Source organism: Pseudoxanthomonas sp. JC1303, from assembly GCF_058448525.1.
This window is the reverse complement of record NZ_CP185958.1, coordinates 3,980,913-3,998,106: the sequence shown is the minus strand read 5'-3', so window position 1 is coordinate 3,998,106 and position 17,194 is coordinate 3,980,913. Positions and strand designations below refer to the sequence as shown.

The following is a 17,194-nucleotide window of genomic DNA, read 5'->3' as shown; positions in this document are numbered from 1 at the left end:
GATGAAATTCGACACGCCAGCCACGACCAACCCCATCGATAAGGGCCGGATCGTCGGCAAACCCCACGACCGCATCGACGGTCCGCTCAAGACCACCGGCACCGCGCCCTACGCTTACGAGCGCCACGACGTGGCCCCCGATGCCGCCTACGGCTACGTGGTCTGCGCCGCGATCCCCAAGGGACGCATCCGTGCGATGGATCTGGCCGCCGCCAAGGCTGCGCCGGGCGTACTGGGCATCGTCACCGCGCAGAACGCGGGCAAGCTGGGCAAGGGCCAGTTCAATACCGCGACCTTGCTCGGAGGGCCCGAGATCGAGCATTACCACCAGGCGGTCGCCATCGTGGTGGCCGAATCCTTCGAGCAGGCCCGGGCAGCGGCCGCCCTGGTCAAGGTGGATTACGTGCGCCAGCAGGGAAAGTACGACCTAGCGGCCGCGCGCGACACCGCGAAGATGCCTGAAGGCGACAGCAACAAGGACACCGCGGTCGGCGACTTCGCCGGGGCCTTCGCCGCGGCGCCCGTGCAGTTGGACGCGACCTATCACACCCCGGACCATTCCCACGCGATGATGGAGCCGCATGCCTCCATCGCCCGGTGGGACGGCAACAAGGTGACCCTGTGGACCTCGAACCAGATGATCGCCTGGGGGCGTGGGGATGTGGCCAAGACGTTGGGCTTGCCGAAGGAGAACGTCCGCCTGATATCGCCTTACTTGGGCGGCGGTTTCGGCGGCAAGCTGTTCGTGCGCACCGACGCCATCCTGGCCGCGCTCGGGGCCAAGCACGTGGGGCGTCCGGTCAAGGTGACCCTGGCCAGACCGCAGGTGTTCAACAACACGACCCACCGGCCGGCCACGCTGCAGCGCCTGCGCATTGGCGCTACCCGTGACGGCAAGATCACCGCCACCGGCCATGAAAGCTGGTCCGGCAATCTGCCGGGCGGCGATCCGGAAACCGCCGTCGCCCAGACCCAGTTGCTCTACGCCGGCCCCAATCGGATGACCGCCATGCGCCTGGCGATGCTGGACCTGCCGGAGGGCAACGCCATGCGCGCGCCCGGCGAGGCCCCCGGGCTGATGGCCCTGGAGATCGCCATGGACGAGATGGCCGAAAAGCTGGCCATGGATCCGGTCAAGTTCCGTGTCCTCAACGACACCCAGGTCGATCCGGCCAAGCCCGAGCGCCCCTTTTCCCAGCGACGTCTGGTGGAATGCCTGGAGCAGGGGGCCGAGCGCTTCGGCTGGGACAAACGCACCAAGCCTGCGATGCGCCGCGAAGGACGCTGGCTGATCGGTATGGGCATGGCAGCGGCCTTCCGCAACAACCTCAACATGAAATCCGGCGCGCGGGTCACGCTGGACAACGCCGGCCTGGTGACCGTGGAAACCGATATGACCGACATCGGGACCGGAACCTACACCATCATCGCCCAGACCGCGGCGGAAATGATGGGCGTGCCCATGTCGCAGGTGAAGGTCGTGCTGGGTGATTCGGCGTTCCCCGTGTCGGCCGGCTCGGGCGGGCAGTGGGGTGCCAACAGCTCCACGGCCGGCGTCTATGCGGCCTGCATGAAATTGCGCGAAGCGGTCGCGGCCAAGCTTGGCCTTGATCCCGCGCAGGCGGATTTCGGCGACGGCATGGTGCAAGTGGGCACCCAGCGTAAGCGGCTTGCCGACGCCGCCAGTGCCGGCCCGTTGACCGTCGAGGACACCATGGAGTACGGCGACCTGGCCGAGCGCTACCAGCAATCGACCTTCGGCGGACACTTCGTCGAGGTCGCGGTGGACAGCTATACCGGCGAGATCCGCATCCGGCGCATGCTGGCGGTGTGCGCGGCCGGGCGCATCCTCAATCCCAAGTCGGCGCGCAGCCAGGTCATCGGGGCCATGACCATGGGTGCCGGTGCGGCCCTGATGGAGGAACTGGTGATCGACAAGCGGCTTGGGTATTTCGTCAACCATGACCTGGCCGGCTACGAGGTGCCCGTGCATGCGGACATCCCGCACCAGGAAGTCGTCTTTCTCGAAGAGACGGATCCGACCAGTTCGCCGATGAAGGCCAAGGGCGTCGGGGAATTGGGCATTTGCGGCGTCGCCGCTGCCGTGGCCAATGCGGTCTACAACGCCACCGGCGTGCGGATCCGTGATTACCCGGTGACGCTGGACAAGCTGTTGGACAAGCTGCCTCGGCCGGCGTTGACGGCTTGACGCCGCGGACGTGGGTCTTTCAGGGACCCGCGTTTCCCCCGGTACGGCGGAGACGCCTGGCTGAATTGTAAGGGGGGCAGTGGACGCCGCCGACCTGGCACCAGGATCCATTTTTCCTGGATTGGCAGGCGCCGCGGCGCGTGGAAACGCGATCCATCCCTGGTCAGGATGATGAAGGTTTTGTTTATGCTTTTCTGCCCATCATCTGACACTGTATTTGCAGCGTGCGCGGCCGATATCGTGCATGCCGGTTCGGATGCATGGATGCAGGATGTGGCGTCAGCCACGCGGGGATGGAGTCCGACCGGGGTGGCCGTGCCTTGACAGGGGGAAATCGTGATGAAGCTTTGCCTGCGCCTGGTGGCGCTGTTGTGTCTGGTATGCCTGGCCATTCCCGTGCTGGCCGCGGAGAGCACCATCGATGATGGGCATGTCGCGCTGGTCAAGCAGGTGCGCGGGTCGGTGACGATCACGCGCGGTGGCAAGACGCTCGAGGCGGCCGGAGGCGCGCAGCTCGAGGTCTCCGATCGGGTGGTCACCGGCGCAGGTGCCACCGCATCGATCGTGTTCCGCGATGGCACGCTGCTGACGCTGGGGCAGGACGCGGACATCGTGGTGCGCGATTACGTCTTCGCGCCGAAGGAGGACAAGTTCTCCTTCTCGCTCTACATGACCCGCGGCTCGGCGATCTACGAGTCCGGCAAGATCGGCAAGCTCGATCCCGAGTCGGTGAAGATCGAGACGCCCAAGGCCACTGTGGGCGTGCGCGGTACCCGGTTCCTCATCGAAGCCAACTGAGCCAACCATGTCTGTCATGCGATTCCGTGGCGCCGGGCGACTGGCCCTGTCGTGCGTGGCGGCAATGACGCTGGGCGCCTGCGCCTCGGCGCCCACGCGGGTGACGCTGCTGCCTGACCAGGAGGGGCACGTCGGCGCGGTCGTGGTGTCCAACGGCCAGGGCAGCCAGCGTATCGACCAGGCATACGCCGCTGTGGAAATCGCGCCGTCCGCCGCCGCGCCCAAGCCGCCGCACGCCCAGGATCAGGCGCGCTTTGACGCGGCCCATCGGGCCCTGCTGGACGCCCAGCCCAGCCCGCCGCGCAGCTTCGTACTGAATTTCCTGTTCGACAGCATGGAATTGACGCCCGAATCCAAGCGCCTGCTGCCACAAGTGCTGGAAGCCGTGCGCGACCGTCTGCCGACCGAGGTGACCGTCTTCGGCTACGCCGATGCGGCGGGCACGGCGGCGTACAACCTGTCGCTGTCGGCCCAACGCGCCCGTGTCGTGGCCAAATTGCTTAAGCAGATCGACCCGGAGCTGCCGGTGGATGTGCAGTATTTCGGTGACAAGGCACCGCTGGTCCCGACCCGGCCGGGGGTGCCCGAGCCCCGCAATCGCCGTGCGGAAATCGTGATCCTGTGAGTCCGCGCGCGCCATGAGCACCTTCATCCCCACCGCACCCGTACCACGGCGCACCATCGTCGCCTGCCTGTTGGCCGCGCTTGGCGTCGCCGCCCTGATCGGGCTGGCTGGGCGCAGTGGCCTGGGTCCGGCTGGCGCGCTGGATCGTTGGTTGCTGGACACCTTGCTGGTGCGCAGCGCCTCGCAGGCACCGGCGCCGGACGTGGTCGTGGTCGATATCGACGAGGTCAGCCTGGCCTCGGTCGGGCAGTGGCCGTGGCCGCGCTATCGGGTCGCCTCCCTGGTGGAAGGCGTCGCCGCCGCCAAGCCGGCCGCCCTCGCGCTGGATGTGCTGTTCCCGGAGCCGGACCGGACCTCGCTGGTCGATATCCGGCAGGCATTCAAGCGGGATTTCGACCTGGACATCGGGATCCAGGGCGTCCCCGAAGGCTTGCAGGACAATGACGGCTACCTGGGGCAGGCGATGGCCCGATCCGACGCGATCGGCGCGCGCTACTTCTATTTCGACCACCAGACCGCGCCCCGGGCGCTGCGGCCTGGGTTCGGATTCGATGGCCGGCTGGACCTGATGACGCTCGAGCAGGCCCCCGGGGTGATGGAGAACACGCCGACCGTGGCCTCGCAGACCCGGGTGAGCGGCTTCGTCAACAGCCGCCTCGATGCGGATGGGGTGCTGCGCCGGTTGCCGCTGCTGATCGAGCACCAGGGGGTGGTCTATCCCAGCCTGGCGCTGGCGGCGACGATGCATGCGCTAGGCGTCCAGTCCGGAACGGTGGAAGCCGGGCGCGACGGGCTGTCGCTGAAGATCGGTGAGCATCGCATTCCCATCGACCGGAGCGGCTATGCGCTGTTACGTTTCAATGGCCCGTCGCGCGTGTACAACAGCGTGCCGGCGGTCGAGGTGCTTAGCGGCCAAGTCCGACCGAAGGATCTGGCCGGCAAGATCGTCTTCATCGGATCCTCCGCGGTCGGCTTGAACGATGTCCATGCCACGGCCGTCGACGCGGAGTTTTCCGGTCTCAAGATCCAATCGGTCATGGCCCAGAACATTCTGGACGATGCCTTGGTGCGTCTGCCTGCGTGGGGAGGCGACCTTGCACTTGCGCTGGGCCTGCTGGTGGCCGCGGTGTTCGGCCTGCTGTGCGTCTCCGGCTATCGCCTGACGGTGGTGACCCTGGCTACGGTGATGGCGGCGTCCGCGTTGCTGGGAAGCATGGCCATGACCTTCCAGCATACGGGCCTGTTCCTGCCGATGGGCGGGCCGCTACTGACGCTGGGTGTCGTGCTGGTAGGCGGCTTTGCGTTGCGCTTTGTCTTCAGCCAGCGACAGGCGCTGCGCTGGCGCAGGCAGCTGGCCAACGCCCGGCAGGTGGCCATCGAATCGATGGCGGCGGTGGCTGAAACGCGGGACCCTGAAACCGGCGCGCATATCAAACGCACCCAACATTACGTGCGCGCCATCGCCGAGGAACTGCGCAGGACCAAACGGCATGCCGCGTTGCTGACCGAGGAATACATCGAGCTGCTGTTTCTGTCCGCGCCGCTGCATGACATCGGCAAGGTCGGTGTGCCCGACCACATCCTGCTCAAGCCCGGTCCGCATACACCCGAGGAGCGGGAGATCATGCGCGGACATGCGCATTTCGGCCGCAAGATCATCTATAGCACCGCGCGCAGCATTGAAGGCGACAACTTCCTGCGCATCGCCGGCGAGATTGCCGCCACCCACCACGAGAAGTGGGATGGCACCGGTTATCCGGACGGCCTGCAGGGCGAGCAGATCCCCCTGTCGGGCCGGATCATGGCGGTGGCCGACATCTACGATGCGCTGATCAGCCGGCGCTGCTACAAGGACCCGTATCCGCACGAGCGGGCCAAGGCGATGATGCAGGAACTGCGTGGGACGACCTTCGATCCTGCGGTCCTGGATGCGTTCTTCGCCATCGAAGCGCAGGTTGTCGCCATCGCCGAGCGGTATCGGGACGACGACGCGCCGCTCCCGGTCGCAACAAAGACTGTAGAAGCCACGGGCGCACGGCTGGTGCCAGGCTGAGGGCTGCGGCAGAGCGGAGCACAGAAACAGCCGCTTCGCCTCACCCGCTCCGCGGCGCAGGACCCGTGGTCAAGGTGCCACGCGCAGGCGACCGAACCTAAACTCCACATTGCGTCCGACGTTGCTGAGCTGGGCGATCTCGCCATCGCCCAGGTCGTACAGGGCCGGCCAGCTGTGGAGGAAGCCGACGGGACCCGGCGCCGACGGCAGGGGCCGCCACTTGGCGCCAGCGTCCTGGCTGGCCTCGATCCGGTTGGCGCAGGACGTCGCCAGGAGCGTGCCTTCGAGCGCCAGCACCGAAGGCGCGCAGCGCAGGCCGCCCATCGGCATGCCCAGGCCCTCGTCCCAATGGACGCCATCGTCGGAATATTTCATCGACACCGGGCATTGCGGATCGCGGCCGCAGATCTCGAACGCCATCAGCCATCGGCCATCGACCAAGCGGGTCATCACCGGCATGCCCGGGCGCAGGTGGCCGCCGCCGGGTTCGGCGGCGACCACCCGGCGATCGTCCCAGCTGCGTCCACCGTCTTCCGAGATGCGCTGCGCGACCACCTGGGCGTCGGCGGGGCTGGCGTCGGCCAGGGTTTCGTCGGCATAGAGCACCGTCAGCCGCCCGTCGGGCAACAGGTAAAGCTTGGGCTCCCATACGCCGCGATCGGTGCGTCCCTGCGGCTCCTCGTTGCGGGCGATCACGCTCAGGGGCTGCCAGTGAAGGCCTTGGTCGTCGCTGGCGTAAAGCACCAGCCGATAGGAGCGATGCTCGATGAGCGAGCGCATCGCCAGCAGGATGCGGCCGTCCGGCAGTTGCAGCAGTTCGCCGTTGTCCAGTCGGCGCCCGGCCTCGGCCACTTGCCCGCGGAGCGTCCAGGTGCGGGCACGGTCCTCGCTGATGCGCAGCTCCAGCGGCGTACCCTCCTGCGCGACGCCGAAGCGGGTATTCACCGCCAGCCAGCGGCCGTCCTGCAGCCGCGTCATCCGGCCCCAGCCAGCGCCGTCGCGGGCCAGCACCGCGCGTCGGCCCCAATCAACCCGGACGGCTTCCGCGGCCGCGGCGGACCACGGCAGGGCCATGTGCGCCAGCACCATTCCAGCGAGCGCCACGCCTACGCGCCATCGCGCCGCGAGCGGGCTCACCAGAAGGTCACGTACAGCGCCGTCAGGATCGCCACCACCGCAAGCGCGGCCACGTTGAACGAGGGCGTGGTGTGGTAGCTGACATCACGGGTCTGGATGCGGTCGCGGTCGCCGCTGGCCTTGGTGACCAGCGACACCACGATCGCCAGGACCAGTGACAACAGGAAAACCAGCCCGATGCGGTTCATGAACGGCACGTCCGGCAGCGCCAGCTTGAGCACCAGGGACAGGACAAACGAGGCGATGGCGGCGGTCAGGGCGCCGGCTTCGTTGGCCCGTTTCCAGAACATGCCCATGAAGAAGATCACCACGATGCCCGGGGTGAAGAAGCCGGTGAACTCCTGGATGTACTGGAAGCCCTGGTCGAACCCGCCCAGCAGCGGCCGGGCGGTCAGCACGCCGATGACGATCGCGGTGATCGCGGTGATGCGTCCGACCATCACCAGGCGCTTCTGCGACGCCTCGGGCGCGCGCTTGGCATAGAAGTCCAGGGTGAAGATGGTCGCCACCGAATTGATCTTGGACGCCAGCGAGGCCACGATCGCGGCGATCAGCGCGGCGAAGACCAGCCCCAGCACGCCGCTGGGCAGCAGCCGCATCATCGTCGGATAGGCCTCATCGGGGCGCTCCAGCCCCGGGGCCAACATCACCGCGGCGATGCCGGGCAGCACCACGATCACGGGGATCAGCAGCTTGAGGAAGGCGGCGAATACGATGCCCTTCTGCGCTTCGGGCACGTCCTTGGCGGCCAGGGCGCGCTGGATGATGTATTGGTTGAAGCCCCAGTAGCTCAGATTGGCGATCCACAGCCCACCGATCAGCACCGACAGGCCCGGCAGATCCTTGTAGAAGGGGTTGTCCGGCTTGAGGATCATCTGGAAGCGGCCCGGTTCCTGCGCCAGCAGGGTGGTGAAGCCGGCCACCACGCTGCCATCCCCGATCTTGCTCAGCGTAATGACCGTGACCATCATGCCGCCGATGACCAGTAGCGAGACCTGCACGATGTCGGTCAGGGCCACGGCCTTGAGTCCGCCATAGAGCTGATAGAACAGGGCGAAGGCGCCCAACAGCACCAGCGCCAGCATCTGGTCCATCCCGGTGACCTGGGCGATGGCGATCGAGCCCAGCCACAGGATCGAGGTGAGGTTGACGAACACGTACAGCGCCAGCCAGAAGATCGCCATGACCGTGCGGATGCGCGTGCCGTAACGCTCCTCGAGGAACTGCGGCATGGTGGTGATGCGGTTGCGCAGGAAGATCGGCAGGAACCACTTGCCGACGATCAGCAGGGTCAGGGCGGCCATCCACTCGTAGGAAGCGATGGCCAGGCCGATGGCATAGCCCGAGCCGGACATGCCGATGATCTGTTCGGCCGAGATGTTGGCCGCGATCAGCGAGGCGCCGATGGCCCACCAGGGCAGGCTGCGGCTGGCCAGGAAGTAGTCCTGAGCGGACTTCTCACGGCCACCCTTCTCGCGCGAGACCACTTGGGCCAGCACGAAGATGCCGGTCAGGTAGACCAGCACGATGGTGATGTCGAGGGGGGAAAGACGCATCGGGGAAACTCTCCGCAGGTCGGATCGGGATCAGGAGCGCAACGCGGCGTTGGGATCGCCGGCAAAGCGCGCTTCGGGCAGGCCGCGCACGCCGGCCGGCGCGGCGAAGACATCGCCGCCGGCTGGATCACGGTCACTCCCCACCAGGCCGTCGTGGGCGCTGGTGATGTACAGCGTGGACAGGTCCGCACCACCCAGCGCCGGCCGTGTGGGCTGGGCGGTAGGGAGATGGATATCGCGATCGTGTTGGCCGTCGGGCAGATAGCGTGTCACCCGGGCCGCGCCCCACTGCGCGCTCCAGAGGCCGCCTTGGGCGTCCACCGCCGCGCCGTCCGGCTCGCCGGGGCGATCGGACAGGTCGACGAACGTGGCGGGCACACCCAGGGTGTCGCCATATGCGACGCGCTGGATGCGCCGGTCCAGCGAATCGCAGAAGTACATCGTGTCGCCTGCGGGGCTGAAGGCGATGCTGTTGGAGATCGCCACGCCGGGCAGCGGTAGCGCCTCCAAGGTCAGATCCGCATTGAGCCGGAAGAAACCGCCGACCTTGTGCTTGGGACCCTGCGCCGGCTCATGCAGCGTGCCGAACACGAAGCGACCCTGCCGGTCGCAGCCCCCATCATTGGCGCGCGTATCGGGCGCACGTGGGATGTCGCAGAGCGGGCGCAATTCACCTGTGTCCAGGTGAAAGAAGGCGAGCCTGGAGGCCAGCGCCAGCAGCAGCCAGCCATCGGCCTTGCATAGCGCGAACGAGGCCAGCCGCTCGGGCATCGGCCATTGCTGCGTGTGACCGGTGGCCGGGACGTGGCGCCACAGCACCGCGTTGTGGATGTCCGTCCACAGCAGGGCGCCGGTGCGCTCGCACCACACCACGCCTTCGCCCAGGCGGTTGCCAGCAGCCACGACCGTACGTGCGTCGTCGCTCACACCCAGCCCCCATCCACGATGAACTGCTGGCCGGTGCACATGCGGCTGTCGTCGGCCGCCAGGAACAGCGCCATCCGCGCCAGGTCCTCGACCTGCAGGTAGCCGGGCAGGCACTGCGACTGCGCGATCTGCGCCTTGCCGGCATCGTCCAGCCACAGGCGACGCTGCTTGTCGGTGATCACCCAGCCGGGCACCAGCGCGTTGATGCGGATGCGGTCGGCGCCCAGCTCGCGGGCCAGGCCGTTGACCAGGCCGTGCACCGCCGACTTGGCCATGGCGTACATCGGGTAGCCGGCGTTCTTGATCATCCAGCCGGTGGAGCCCAGGCAGATGACCGAGCCACCACCGGCCGCGCGCATGTCGCCGACCACCGACTGGGTGGCGAAGTACTGGTGGCGCAGGTTGACCGCGATGTTGCGTTCGAACTCGGCCGCGGTGGTCTGGCCGAATCGATGGCGCACGTCATTGGCCGCGTTGTTGACCAGCACGGTGATCGGCCCGAGCTGCGCACGGGCCTCGGCGATCGCCGTCTCCAGCGCCTCCAGATCCGTGGCATCACAGTGCCGGTAGAGCGGGACGTGTTCCGCATCGGCCAGGCTGGCCTGCAAGGCCTGCGCGCCGGCGTCGTCGATGTCCAGGAACGCCACGCGCGCGCCCTGCCGCGCGAAGTGCGCGACGAAGCCGGCGCCGATGCCGGTGGCGCCACCAGTGACCAGCACCGTGCGCCCGGCCAGGCTGGGGTAGCGCGCCATCGACGCGGTCTCGGTGTGTTCGATGTCCTCCCTCATCGCACTCACCACTCGGCCACGCTGCCGTCGGCATGCCGCCAGATGGGGTTGCGCCATCGGTGGCCCTCGGCGACGCGCTCGTCCACATAGGCCTGGTTGATCTCGATGCCCAGGCCCGGGCCGCCGGGGATGGCGACATAACCGTCCTGGTAGGCGAACGGCGAACGGTCCACCAGGTAATCCAGCAGATCGTTGGAGGCGTTGTAATGGATTCCCAGGCTTTGTTCCTGGATGAAGGCGTTGTAGCAGACCGCGTCGATCTGCAGGTTGGCCGCCAGCGCGATGGGCCCGAGCGGGCAATGCAGGGCGAGCGCCACGTCGAAGGCCTCGGCCATCGCGGCGATCTTGCACGTCTCGGTGATGCCGCCGGCATGCGAGGGATCGGGCTGGATGATGTCCACGCCGCCGGTGGTGAGGACGCGCTTGAAGTCGTAGCGCGAATACAGGCGCTCGCCCAGCGCGATCGGGGCAGGGGAGAGCGCGGCCAGTTCTGGGATCGCCTCCAGGTGATCGGAGAGCACCGGCTCTTCGATGAACATCAGGTCGAAGGGTGCCAGCTCGCGCATGAGCACCTTGGCCATCGGCTTGTGCACGCGGCCATGGAAGTCCACGGCCAAGCCGATGTCCTTGCCCACCGCATCGCGCACGGCCTGCACGTTTTCCAGCACGCGGGTGACCTTGTCGTGGGAATCGACGAACTGCACCTCCTCGGTGGCGTTCATCTTGACCGCGCTGAAACCGCGCTCCACCGCCGCGGTGGCCGCGCGCGCGGTGTCGGCTGGGCGATCGCCCCCGATCCACGAGTACACACGCATGCGCTGGCGCACCGGGCCGCCCAGCAGCGCGTGTACCGGCTGGCCCAGGGCTTTGCCGTGGATGTCCCACAGGGCCTGGTCGATGCCCGCCAGGGCACTCATCAGGATCGGGCCGCCGCGATAGAAACCGCCGCGGTACAGCACCTGCCAGTGGTCCTCGATGTGGCGCGGGTCCTTGCCGATCAGGTAATCGGAGAGTTCATCGACGGCCGCGGCGACGGTCTGCGCGCGGCCCTCGACGACCGGTTCGCCCCAGCCGCTGATGCCGGCATCGGTATCGATGCGGACGAACAGCCAGCGCGGCGGAACCAGAAACGTGGTGATGGCAGTGATTTTCATGGGGTGGGGGCCCTGTGGGTCGTTTTGTTCCAGGCGTCGATGAACGTGCGGGCACGCGCGCCGACCTCGGCGGCTGGCGTGCCCGGCTTGTACAGCGCCGAGCCGATGCCGAAACCACTGGCTCCGGCGGCGAGGTAATCGGCCATGTTGTCCGGGGTGATGCCGCCGACCGGCAGCAGGGCGGTGCCCTTGGGCAGCACGCTCAGCCAGGCCTTGAGCACGGCAGGAGGGAGTTGTTCGGCGGGGAAGAGCTTGAGCGCGTCGGCGCCCGCGGCCAGCGCGGCGAAGGCCTCGGTCATGGTTGCCACGCCGGGGGCGCAGACCATGCCGGCGGCCTTGGCTTCGGCCACGACCGCCGTGTCGCCATGCGGCATGACGATGAGCCGGCCGCCAACGCGGGCGATGTCACGGACCTGGGCTGGGGTGGTCACTGTGCCGGCACCGACCAGGCAGCGATCGCCGAAGGCCTCGGCCAGCAGGCCGATGCTCTCCAATGGGTCAGGCGAATTGAGCGGGACTTCCAGGGTGCGGAAGCCGGCATCGACCAGTGCGGTGCCGACGCCGATCGCGTCCTGCGGCGTCAGCCCCCGCAGGATCGCAACCAGTGGAAGAGGTTGCAGCCATGCGGTGCTCATGCGGACTCCGTCAGGTTTGAGTGGCTTTGCTGCGCGAACGGCGCCGGATGTTGGCGCGTGAATCGACGATCATCCCGGCCATGGCTTCGCGCGCCGATTCCGGGCGCTTGAGCCGGATCGCGTCGTAGACGGCGAAGTGGCGCGGCAGCGAATACTTGAAGTCGGCCGCCTTGCGCGCCGACAGCAAAAAGTAGGTCCCCAGCGCGGTCTCGATCACCGAGAACAACGAGCCCATCAGCTCGTTGTTGGAGGCGTCCAGTACCGCTTCGTGGAACTGCAGGTCCGCCTTGGTCCAGGCGTCCTGGTCCACGGCCGCATCCATCGCCTCGTAGGCCTGCTTGATGCGGGCCAGCTGCTCGGCGGTGCGCCGCTTGGCGGCCGCCGCAGCGGCCGCCGGCTCGATGATCGCGCGCATCTCGACCAGCTTCTCCACGAAATCCTCGGTGGGCATCGAGGCACAGCGCCATCCCAGGATGTCGGCGTCCAGCTGGTTCCAGTAGCGCGGGTCGCGCACCCGGGTGCCGGTCTTCTGCTTGGTCTCGATCAGGCCCTTGGAGCCGAGCACCTTGAGCGCCTCGCGCAACGCCGAGCGGCTGACCGCCATGCGCTGGGCCAGCGCCTCCTCGCGCGGCAGCAGCTCGCCAGGCTTGATCTCGCCGCTGATGATGAGCCGGCCGATCTCCTGGATCACCTGGTCGTGCAGGTTGCGCACCGCGATCTGTCTCACTGGAAATCCTCTGTCCAGACGCACGAGATGGCGCCGCTGACAGTATTATCCGACAAAATCTAGAACGCACGCGCGCGATCTCGGCCTGGGACCGTGTTCCGGTCATGGCGTCAGTCCCAGGATGTCCAGATGGTCATAATCCAGCGGGCGCTCCGGGTTGCTCAGCACCAGCGTGTTGGCGCCGCGCTGCAGCGTGACCGTCCAGCTCGCGAGCTGCCAGCCCTTGCCATCCGGTGCTGGCGAAGCGTCCAGCGTCGCCAGTGCTCCATTGACCTGCAGCACGGGGATGGCCTGAAAGCCGACGGCCTCATAGCGCACCTGTACGCGCTGCCTGCCCGCGGTCCCGACCTGCACCTTGAAGCGCAGGGCCGCATCGGCATTGCTGGATAAGCGCATCTTGCGCCCGGCCGAGGCGTCGTCGGTCTGGATCTGCGCGGCGTCGTGGCGCTCGGCGTCCTCGGCCTCGTAGCGGTGCAGCGCAAGTGGTGCACGGGCATAGAGGATCTCGTTGGCGTCCTCACGGTCCGGGGCTGTCGGTGTGGAGGATGAGGTCACATGCAGCAGGCGCCCGTCCGGCAAGGGCACCAGGGCCTGGGTCCAACCCGCATGGATGTTGCCGGTCTGCTTCTGCACCGGCGCGACCACTTCCCACCACGGCCCGCGGCCACCGGTGTCGTTGCGGTAGAACGTGCGCCCACCGGCATCGCCACCACCGCCGGCGCGCTGCGCCGCGACGATCAGGGTGCCCTGGTCGGTGGGGCCCGGCATCCACAGCACGGTCGGGCAGGCCGATGGCCATGCGCCCGAGACCGTCTGGATCGCCACGCCGTGGTCCTCGGGCGCCCCCCAGTCCAGGCCGTCGGTGCTGAACTTCACGTGCACCTGGCCGTTGTGGGGTGCCTGGGTGTTGTCGATGTTCTCGAACACCATGACGTAGCCGTGGCCGGGCACGCGCTCGACCACCGCCATGCCGGGGCGCTCGACGCCACCGGGGAAGGCCACGTCGAACACTTCCTCGCCCCAGGTCCGCCCGCCGTCGCTGGAGACCTTGTGGGCGAGCAGCTGGTTGTACCCTTGCGCCTTGTGGCGCTCGGTCGAGTAGTAGGCCACCAAGCGTCCATCGCCGAGCCGCACGATATCCGGCTCCCACACGCCCTGATTGAGGCGGTCCGAGGGCTGGCCGTCACCGCCGACGATACTGCTGCGGTAGTGCCAGCTGGCTCCGCCATCGGTGCTGGCATAGAGCTGCAGGTCCTGCGCGATCAGGTGCTCCCCGGCGTCGCGGCGGATGGCGTTGGCGGCCAGCAGCAGGGTGCCGGGCTTGAGGTCTCCGCTGGCGCCAGCCAGCTCGCTCAGGTGGGGTTGCCAGCGCAGGGTCCACTGGGCGGATTGCCCATGGGCCTGGTCGGTGACGTGGCCGACCTGCCGCCAGTGATCACCGGCGTCGCGGCTCTCGTACAGGGGCAGGCTCTCCGGACCAGCGGGTTCGAACACCAGCAACAGGCGACCGTTGTCGGTCGCCCGCGCCTGATGGGACAGGCGCACGGCCGAGGCATAGCCGACGCCGTCGGCCAGGTGCCGTCCCGCCACCGCGGTATCGGCGTCCGCCGCACTGGCGAGGCCGATCGGCAGCATCGGCGTCAACGCGGCCAGCAGGAGCAGGGCAGGCCTCACAGCTTGAACCTGATGCCCACGCCGTAGGTCTTGTCCTGGAAGCGGATGTCGCGCGGCCGCGTGGTGCCGTCACCCCAGAACTGGTGGAAGTCGTTGCCGAGCAGGTTGGTTGCCGACAGCACCATGGTCACGTGCGGGTTGAAGTCGTAGCTGAAGGAGAAGTCCAGCGAGTTGGCCGGTTCCACGTAGTCCTCGTTGCCCGATACCGTGTCCTGGGTGAATCCGTCGATGTATCGGCTGCGGTAGCCGTAGGCCAGGCGCGCGGAGATGCCGAAGTTCTCGTAGAAGAGCACCGCGTTGTAGTTGTTCTTCGAGACGTTCTGCAGCGGACGGGTGATGATCGGGCCACCCACCGAGGCCGGGGCCTTGGTCTCGCCTTCGATATAGGTGTAGTTGAACTGCGCGCCCAGGCCGCTCCACGCACCGGGCAGGAAGTCGAAGGTCTGCTGCCAGGCCGCTTCCACGCCCTGCAGGTAGCCGCTGCCGGCACTGAGCGGGATGGTCAGCTGGTACGGATCGCCGCCGATGGTAGTCGCGGTGGTGTAGGTCTGGATGTAGCCATCGATGTCGCGGCGGAACAGGCCAACGCTGGCATAGCCGACCTGCGAGAAATACCACTCCAACGAGGCGTCGTAGTTCTTCGATTCGATCGGGGTCAGCTCGGGGTTGCCGCTGGCGGCCTGGCCCTCGCGATTGATGGTGCCCGGGTTGAGCGACAACGACGGGTTGAGCGAACCGAAGTCCGGATAGCTCAGCGTCTTGGCGGCGGCGAAGCGCAGCTGCCACGCCGGGCCGAAGTGGAAATTGGCGCTGACGTTGGGCAGCACGTTGAGATCGCTGGTGTTCTCGCTCAGGGGGCTGTAGGTCGCCGTGGCCGCGTCGTAGCTGAAGGCGTCCAGGTTGCGCCGGACCTTCTCGGCGCGCACGCCGACCAGGCCGTCGACATGGACCGTCTCGCCCAGGTCAATGTCGTACCGGGCCTGAAGATAGCCGGCCAGCTTCTTTTCGCCGATATCGAAGTAGCGGCCCGGGTTCTCCGCGGCAATGCCATCGGGCAGGCCGTAAAGCTCGCGCAATGCGTCGGCGTTCTTGATCAGGTAGTCGTAGCAGGGGACCAGCCAGTCCTGCTTCATCGCCGCGTTGCTGCCCATCGTGCACATGAAGTCGCTTCCCAGGCGGGTGACCTGGTTGTCCAGGTTGGGATCTGCGGTTGAACCCTGGCCGCCTGGCGGCGGGGTGGAGATCTGGGTGCTGCCACGCGCCAGCGCCTCTCGGTCGGCGTAACGCAAGCCGAACTGGATGGAGGCGATCGGGCCGTCGAGGAAATCGAAGTGTCCGTCGCCGTGCCAGGCGTTCTCCTCGCCGTAGGTGTAGCTCCAGGTCTGGAACAGGCCGGCCAGGTAGAAGTTCTGCGGGTTCAGCGCCGGATCGCCATCCAGATACCAGTTGACGTGGTTGCCACCAGTGCCGGCCCAGACGGTGCTGATCGGGCCCTGGAGATAGGTGTCGATGATGAAGTTGCGGTCTCGGTAGTATCCGGACGTGCGCGAGATCTCGGTGGACAGGTGCAGTTGTTGGCCATCCCACTTGAAGCCAAGCGCGTTCTGGATGTCCTGGCCACGCTGCTTGTGCGCCTGCATGCTGGTGGCCGCATAGCTGTCACCGTCCCAGGTGCCGCTGGCCGCGTCGCAGATGGTCTGGCCCTGATAGTCACCCGCCAACTGGTTGGCATAGCAGTTGTCGGTCACCGACAGCGAGGTCGGCGGGATCACCCCGACCGGGAAGCTGAAGTAATACGCCTGCCCGTAGCGATCGCGCACGTAGTCGTACAGGCCTTCCAGGTAGACCTCGGTGTTGTCGCTGGGCTTCCACTGCAGAGCGTAGTTGAAAGCCCCGCGGCGCCGGTTGCCGTCGTTGTAGGCGGTGCCGAAGCCGTTGGGCGCAGAGATCAGGTTGCCGTCGTCGGTGCGGATCGGGTTGGTCCCATCGGTGAGGACCTTGGGGTAGTCCGACCAGACCGCGTCATAGGCGTACTCCTTGGCCATATAGCCGAAGTTCACCAGCGCGCCGATCTTGCCGATATCGGTATCCCAGGTGTTGCTCAGCAGCAGGCTGGCGTTGGGATCGTGCTTGCCACCGTAGTTGCTGTGGGTCAAGTCGTAGGTCGCGGCGACCTGTGGCCCTTCGAAGTCAAACGGTCGCCGCAGCTGGATGTCGACCAGGCCGGCGATGCCGCCCAGGGGCAGGGAGGCCTCGCTGGTCTTGTACACGCTGAGCGTCTTGACCGCGGTGGCGGGCAGGTTCTGGAACGCATAGCCGCGCCCGGAGCCGCTGAAGATTTCGCGGCCGTTGACCGTGCTGATGATGTTGGGCAGGCCGCGGATCACCACGCCGGTGGTCTCACCCTGGCTGCCCTGGGCGATCTGCACGCCGGTCACGCGCTGCAATGCATCGGCGACCGAGTTGTCCGGCAGCTTGCCGATGTCCTCGGCCACGATCGAGTCGACGATCATGTCCGCGCCTTGCTTGAGGTTCTGCGCGGTCTGCAGGCTCTGCCGCAGCGCGGTCACCTTGACCGCGTCCAGGTCGGTCGGTGACGGGGTGGTGCCGTCCTGCGCGTCCGGTACGGCAGGCGCAGCCGTCTGCGGCGCATCCTGCGGTTGGGTGGTGGTGGACTGCTGTGCGTGGGCCAGCGCCGGGAGCAGCAGGGACGACAGGATGGATACCGACAACAGCGTGCGTGCAGGCCGTTGGGACATGAGGTCTTCTCCGGATGAAGTCTGTGGAACGCCGACGGCCTTGGGTCAGGGCAGGCACACGTGCGGCGGTGGCGATGCGGGGGACGTGGTGCGATCAAGCGTGCGAAGCGTCTGGCGCGGGCAGGTCGCGCCGTGGATCCGTCCTTGCCAGT

Annotated in this window: 13 protein-coding genes; 4 read left to right on the top strand and 9 right to left on the bottom strand. The window is 67.3% G+C overall.

Annotation, left to right across the window (positions count from 1 at the left end; all coding sequences use genetic code 11):
• The first annotated feature begins 1 nt into the window (after window position 1).
• The 4 genes from paoC (at window position 2) to ACORQU_RS17780 (ending at window position 5,685) form a co-directional block, all read left to right on the top strand.
• On the top strand, window positions 2–2,209 hold the full coding sequence (gene paoC / locus ACORQU_RS17795) for an aldehyde oxidoreductase molybdenum-binding subunit PaoC (RefSeq protein WP_491642385.1): 2,208 nt from the start codon (window positions 2–4) through the stop codon (window positions 2,207–2,209).
• Between the two features lie 339 nt (window positions 2,210–2,548).
• Window positions 2,549–3,007, top strand: a complete 459-nt coding sequence (locus ACORQU_RS17790) for a FecR family protein (protein ID WP_491642384.1) — start codon at window positions 2,549–2,551, stop codon at window positions 3,005–3,007.
• Window positions 3,008–3,014: 7 nt separating this feature from the next.
• On the top strand, window positions 3,015–3,632 hold the full coding sequence (locus ACORQU_RS17785; protein ID WP_491642382.1) for an OmpA family protein: 618 nt from the start codon (window positions 3,015–3,017) through the stop codon (window positions 3,630–3,632).
• A gap of 13 nt (window positions 3,633–3,645) precedes the next feature.
• Window positions 3,646–5,685: a CHASE2 domain-containing protein gene (locus ACORQU_RS17780; protein ID WP_491642381.1), complete on the top strand. Its 2,040-nt coding sequence runs from the start codon at window positions 3,646–3,648 to the stop codon at window positions 5,683–5,685.
• Between the two features lie 69 nt (window positions 5,686–5,754).
• On the opposite strand, the gene ACORQU_RS17775 is transcribed toward ACORQU_RS17780, so the two are convergent.
• From ACORQU_RS17775 to ACORQU_RS17735, 9 genes are all read right to left on the bottom strand, one after another.
• The gene (locus tag ACORQU_RS17775; RefSeq protein WP_491642379.1) at window positions 5,755–6,789 is read right to left on the bottom strand and encodes a sialidase family protein; all 1,035 of its coding nucleotides are present in this window, start codon (window positions 6,787–6,789) and stop codon (window positions 5,755–5,757) included.
• 29 nt (window positions 6,790–6,818) lie between these two features.
• On the bottom strand, window positions 6,819–8,378 hold the full coding sequence (locus ACORQU_RS17770; RefSeq protein WP_491642378.1) for a sodium/sugar symporter: 1,560 nt from the start codon (window positions 8,376–8,378) through the stop codon (window positions 6,819–6,821).
• Window positions 8,379–8,408: 30 nt separating this feature from the next.
• Window positions 8,409–9,305, bottom strand: a complete 897-nt coding sequence (locus tag ACORQU_RS17765) for an SMP-30/gluconolactonase/LRE family protein (protein ID WP_491642377.1) — start codon at window positions 9,303–9,305, stop codon at window positions 8,409–8,411.
• Window positions 9,302–10,093: an SDR family NAD(P)-dependent oxidoreductase gene (locus ACORQU_RS17760; protein WP_491642376.1), complete on the bottom strand. Its 792-nt coding sequence runs from the start codon at window positions 10,091–10,093 to the stop codon at window positions 9,302–9,304. Before ACORQU_RS17760 ends, ACORQU_RS17765 begins: the two co-directional genes overlap by 4 nt.
• Before the next feature lie 5 nt (window positions 10,094–10,098).
• Complete coding sequence (dgoD, locus tag ACORQU_RS17755) at window positions 10,099–11,247, bottom strand: galactonate dehydratase (protein ID WP_271645818.1); 1,149 nt, start codon at window positions 11,245–11,247, stop codon at window positions 10,099–10,101.
• Window positions 11,244–11,882 carry a 2-dehydro-3-deoxy-6-phosphogalactonate aldolase gene (locus tag ACORQU_RS17750; protein ID WP_491642375.1) on the bottom strand — a complete coding sequence of 213 codons (639 nt, stop codon included), beginning with the start codon at window positions 11,880–11,882 and terminating at the stop codon, window positions 11,244–11,246. The genes dgoD and ACORQU_RS17750 overlap by 4 nt, the downstream gene beginning before the upstream one ends.
• A 10-nt stretch (window positions 11,883–11,892) precedes the next feature.
• Window positions 11,893–12,609, bottom strand: a complete 717-nt coding sequence (locus ACORQU_RS17745) for a FadR/GntR family transcriptional regulator (RefSeq protein WP_491642374.1) — start codon at window positions 12,607–12,609, stop codon at window positions 11,893–11,895.
• Between the two features lie 102 nt (window positions 12,610–12,711).
• Window positions 12,712–14,283 (bottom strand): sialidase family protein, encoded by a 1,572-nt coding sequence (locus ACORQU_RS17740; protein WP_491642373.1) that lies wholly within the window; start codon window positions 14,281–14,283, stop codon window positions 12,712–12,714.
• Complete coding sequence (locus ACORQU_RS17735; protein WP_491642372.1) at window positions 14,280–17,042, bottom strand: TonB-dependent receptor; 2,763 nt, start codon at window positions 17,040–17,042, stop codon at window positions 14,280–14,282. The genes ACORQU_RS17740 and ACORQU_RS17735 overlap by 4 nt, the downstream gene beginning before the upstream one ends.
• Window positions 17,043–17,194 lie beyond the last annotated feature (152 nt).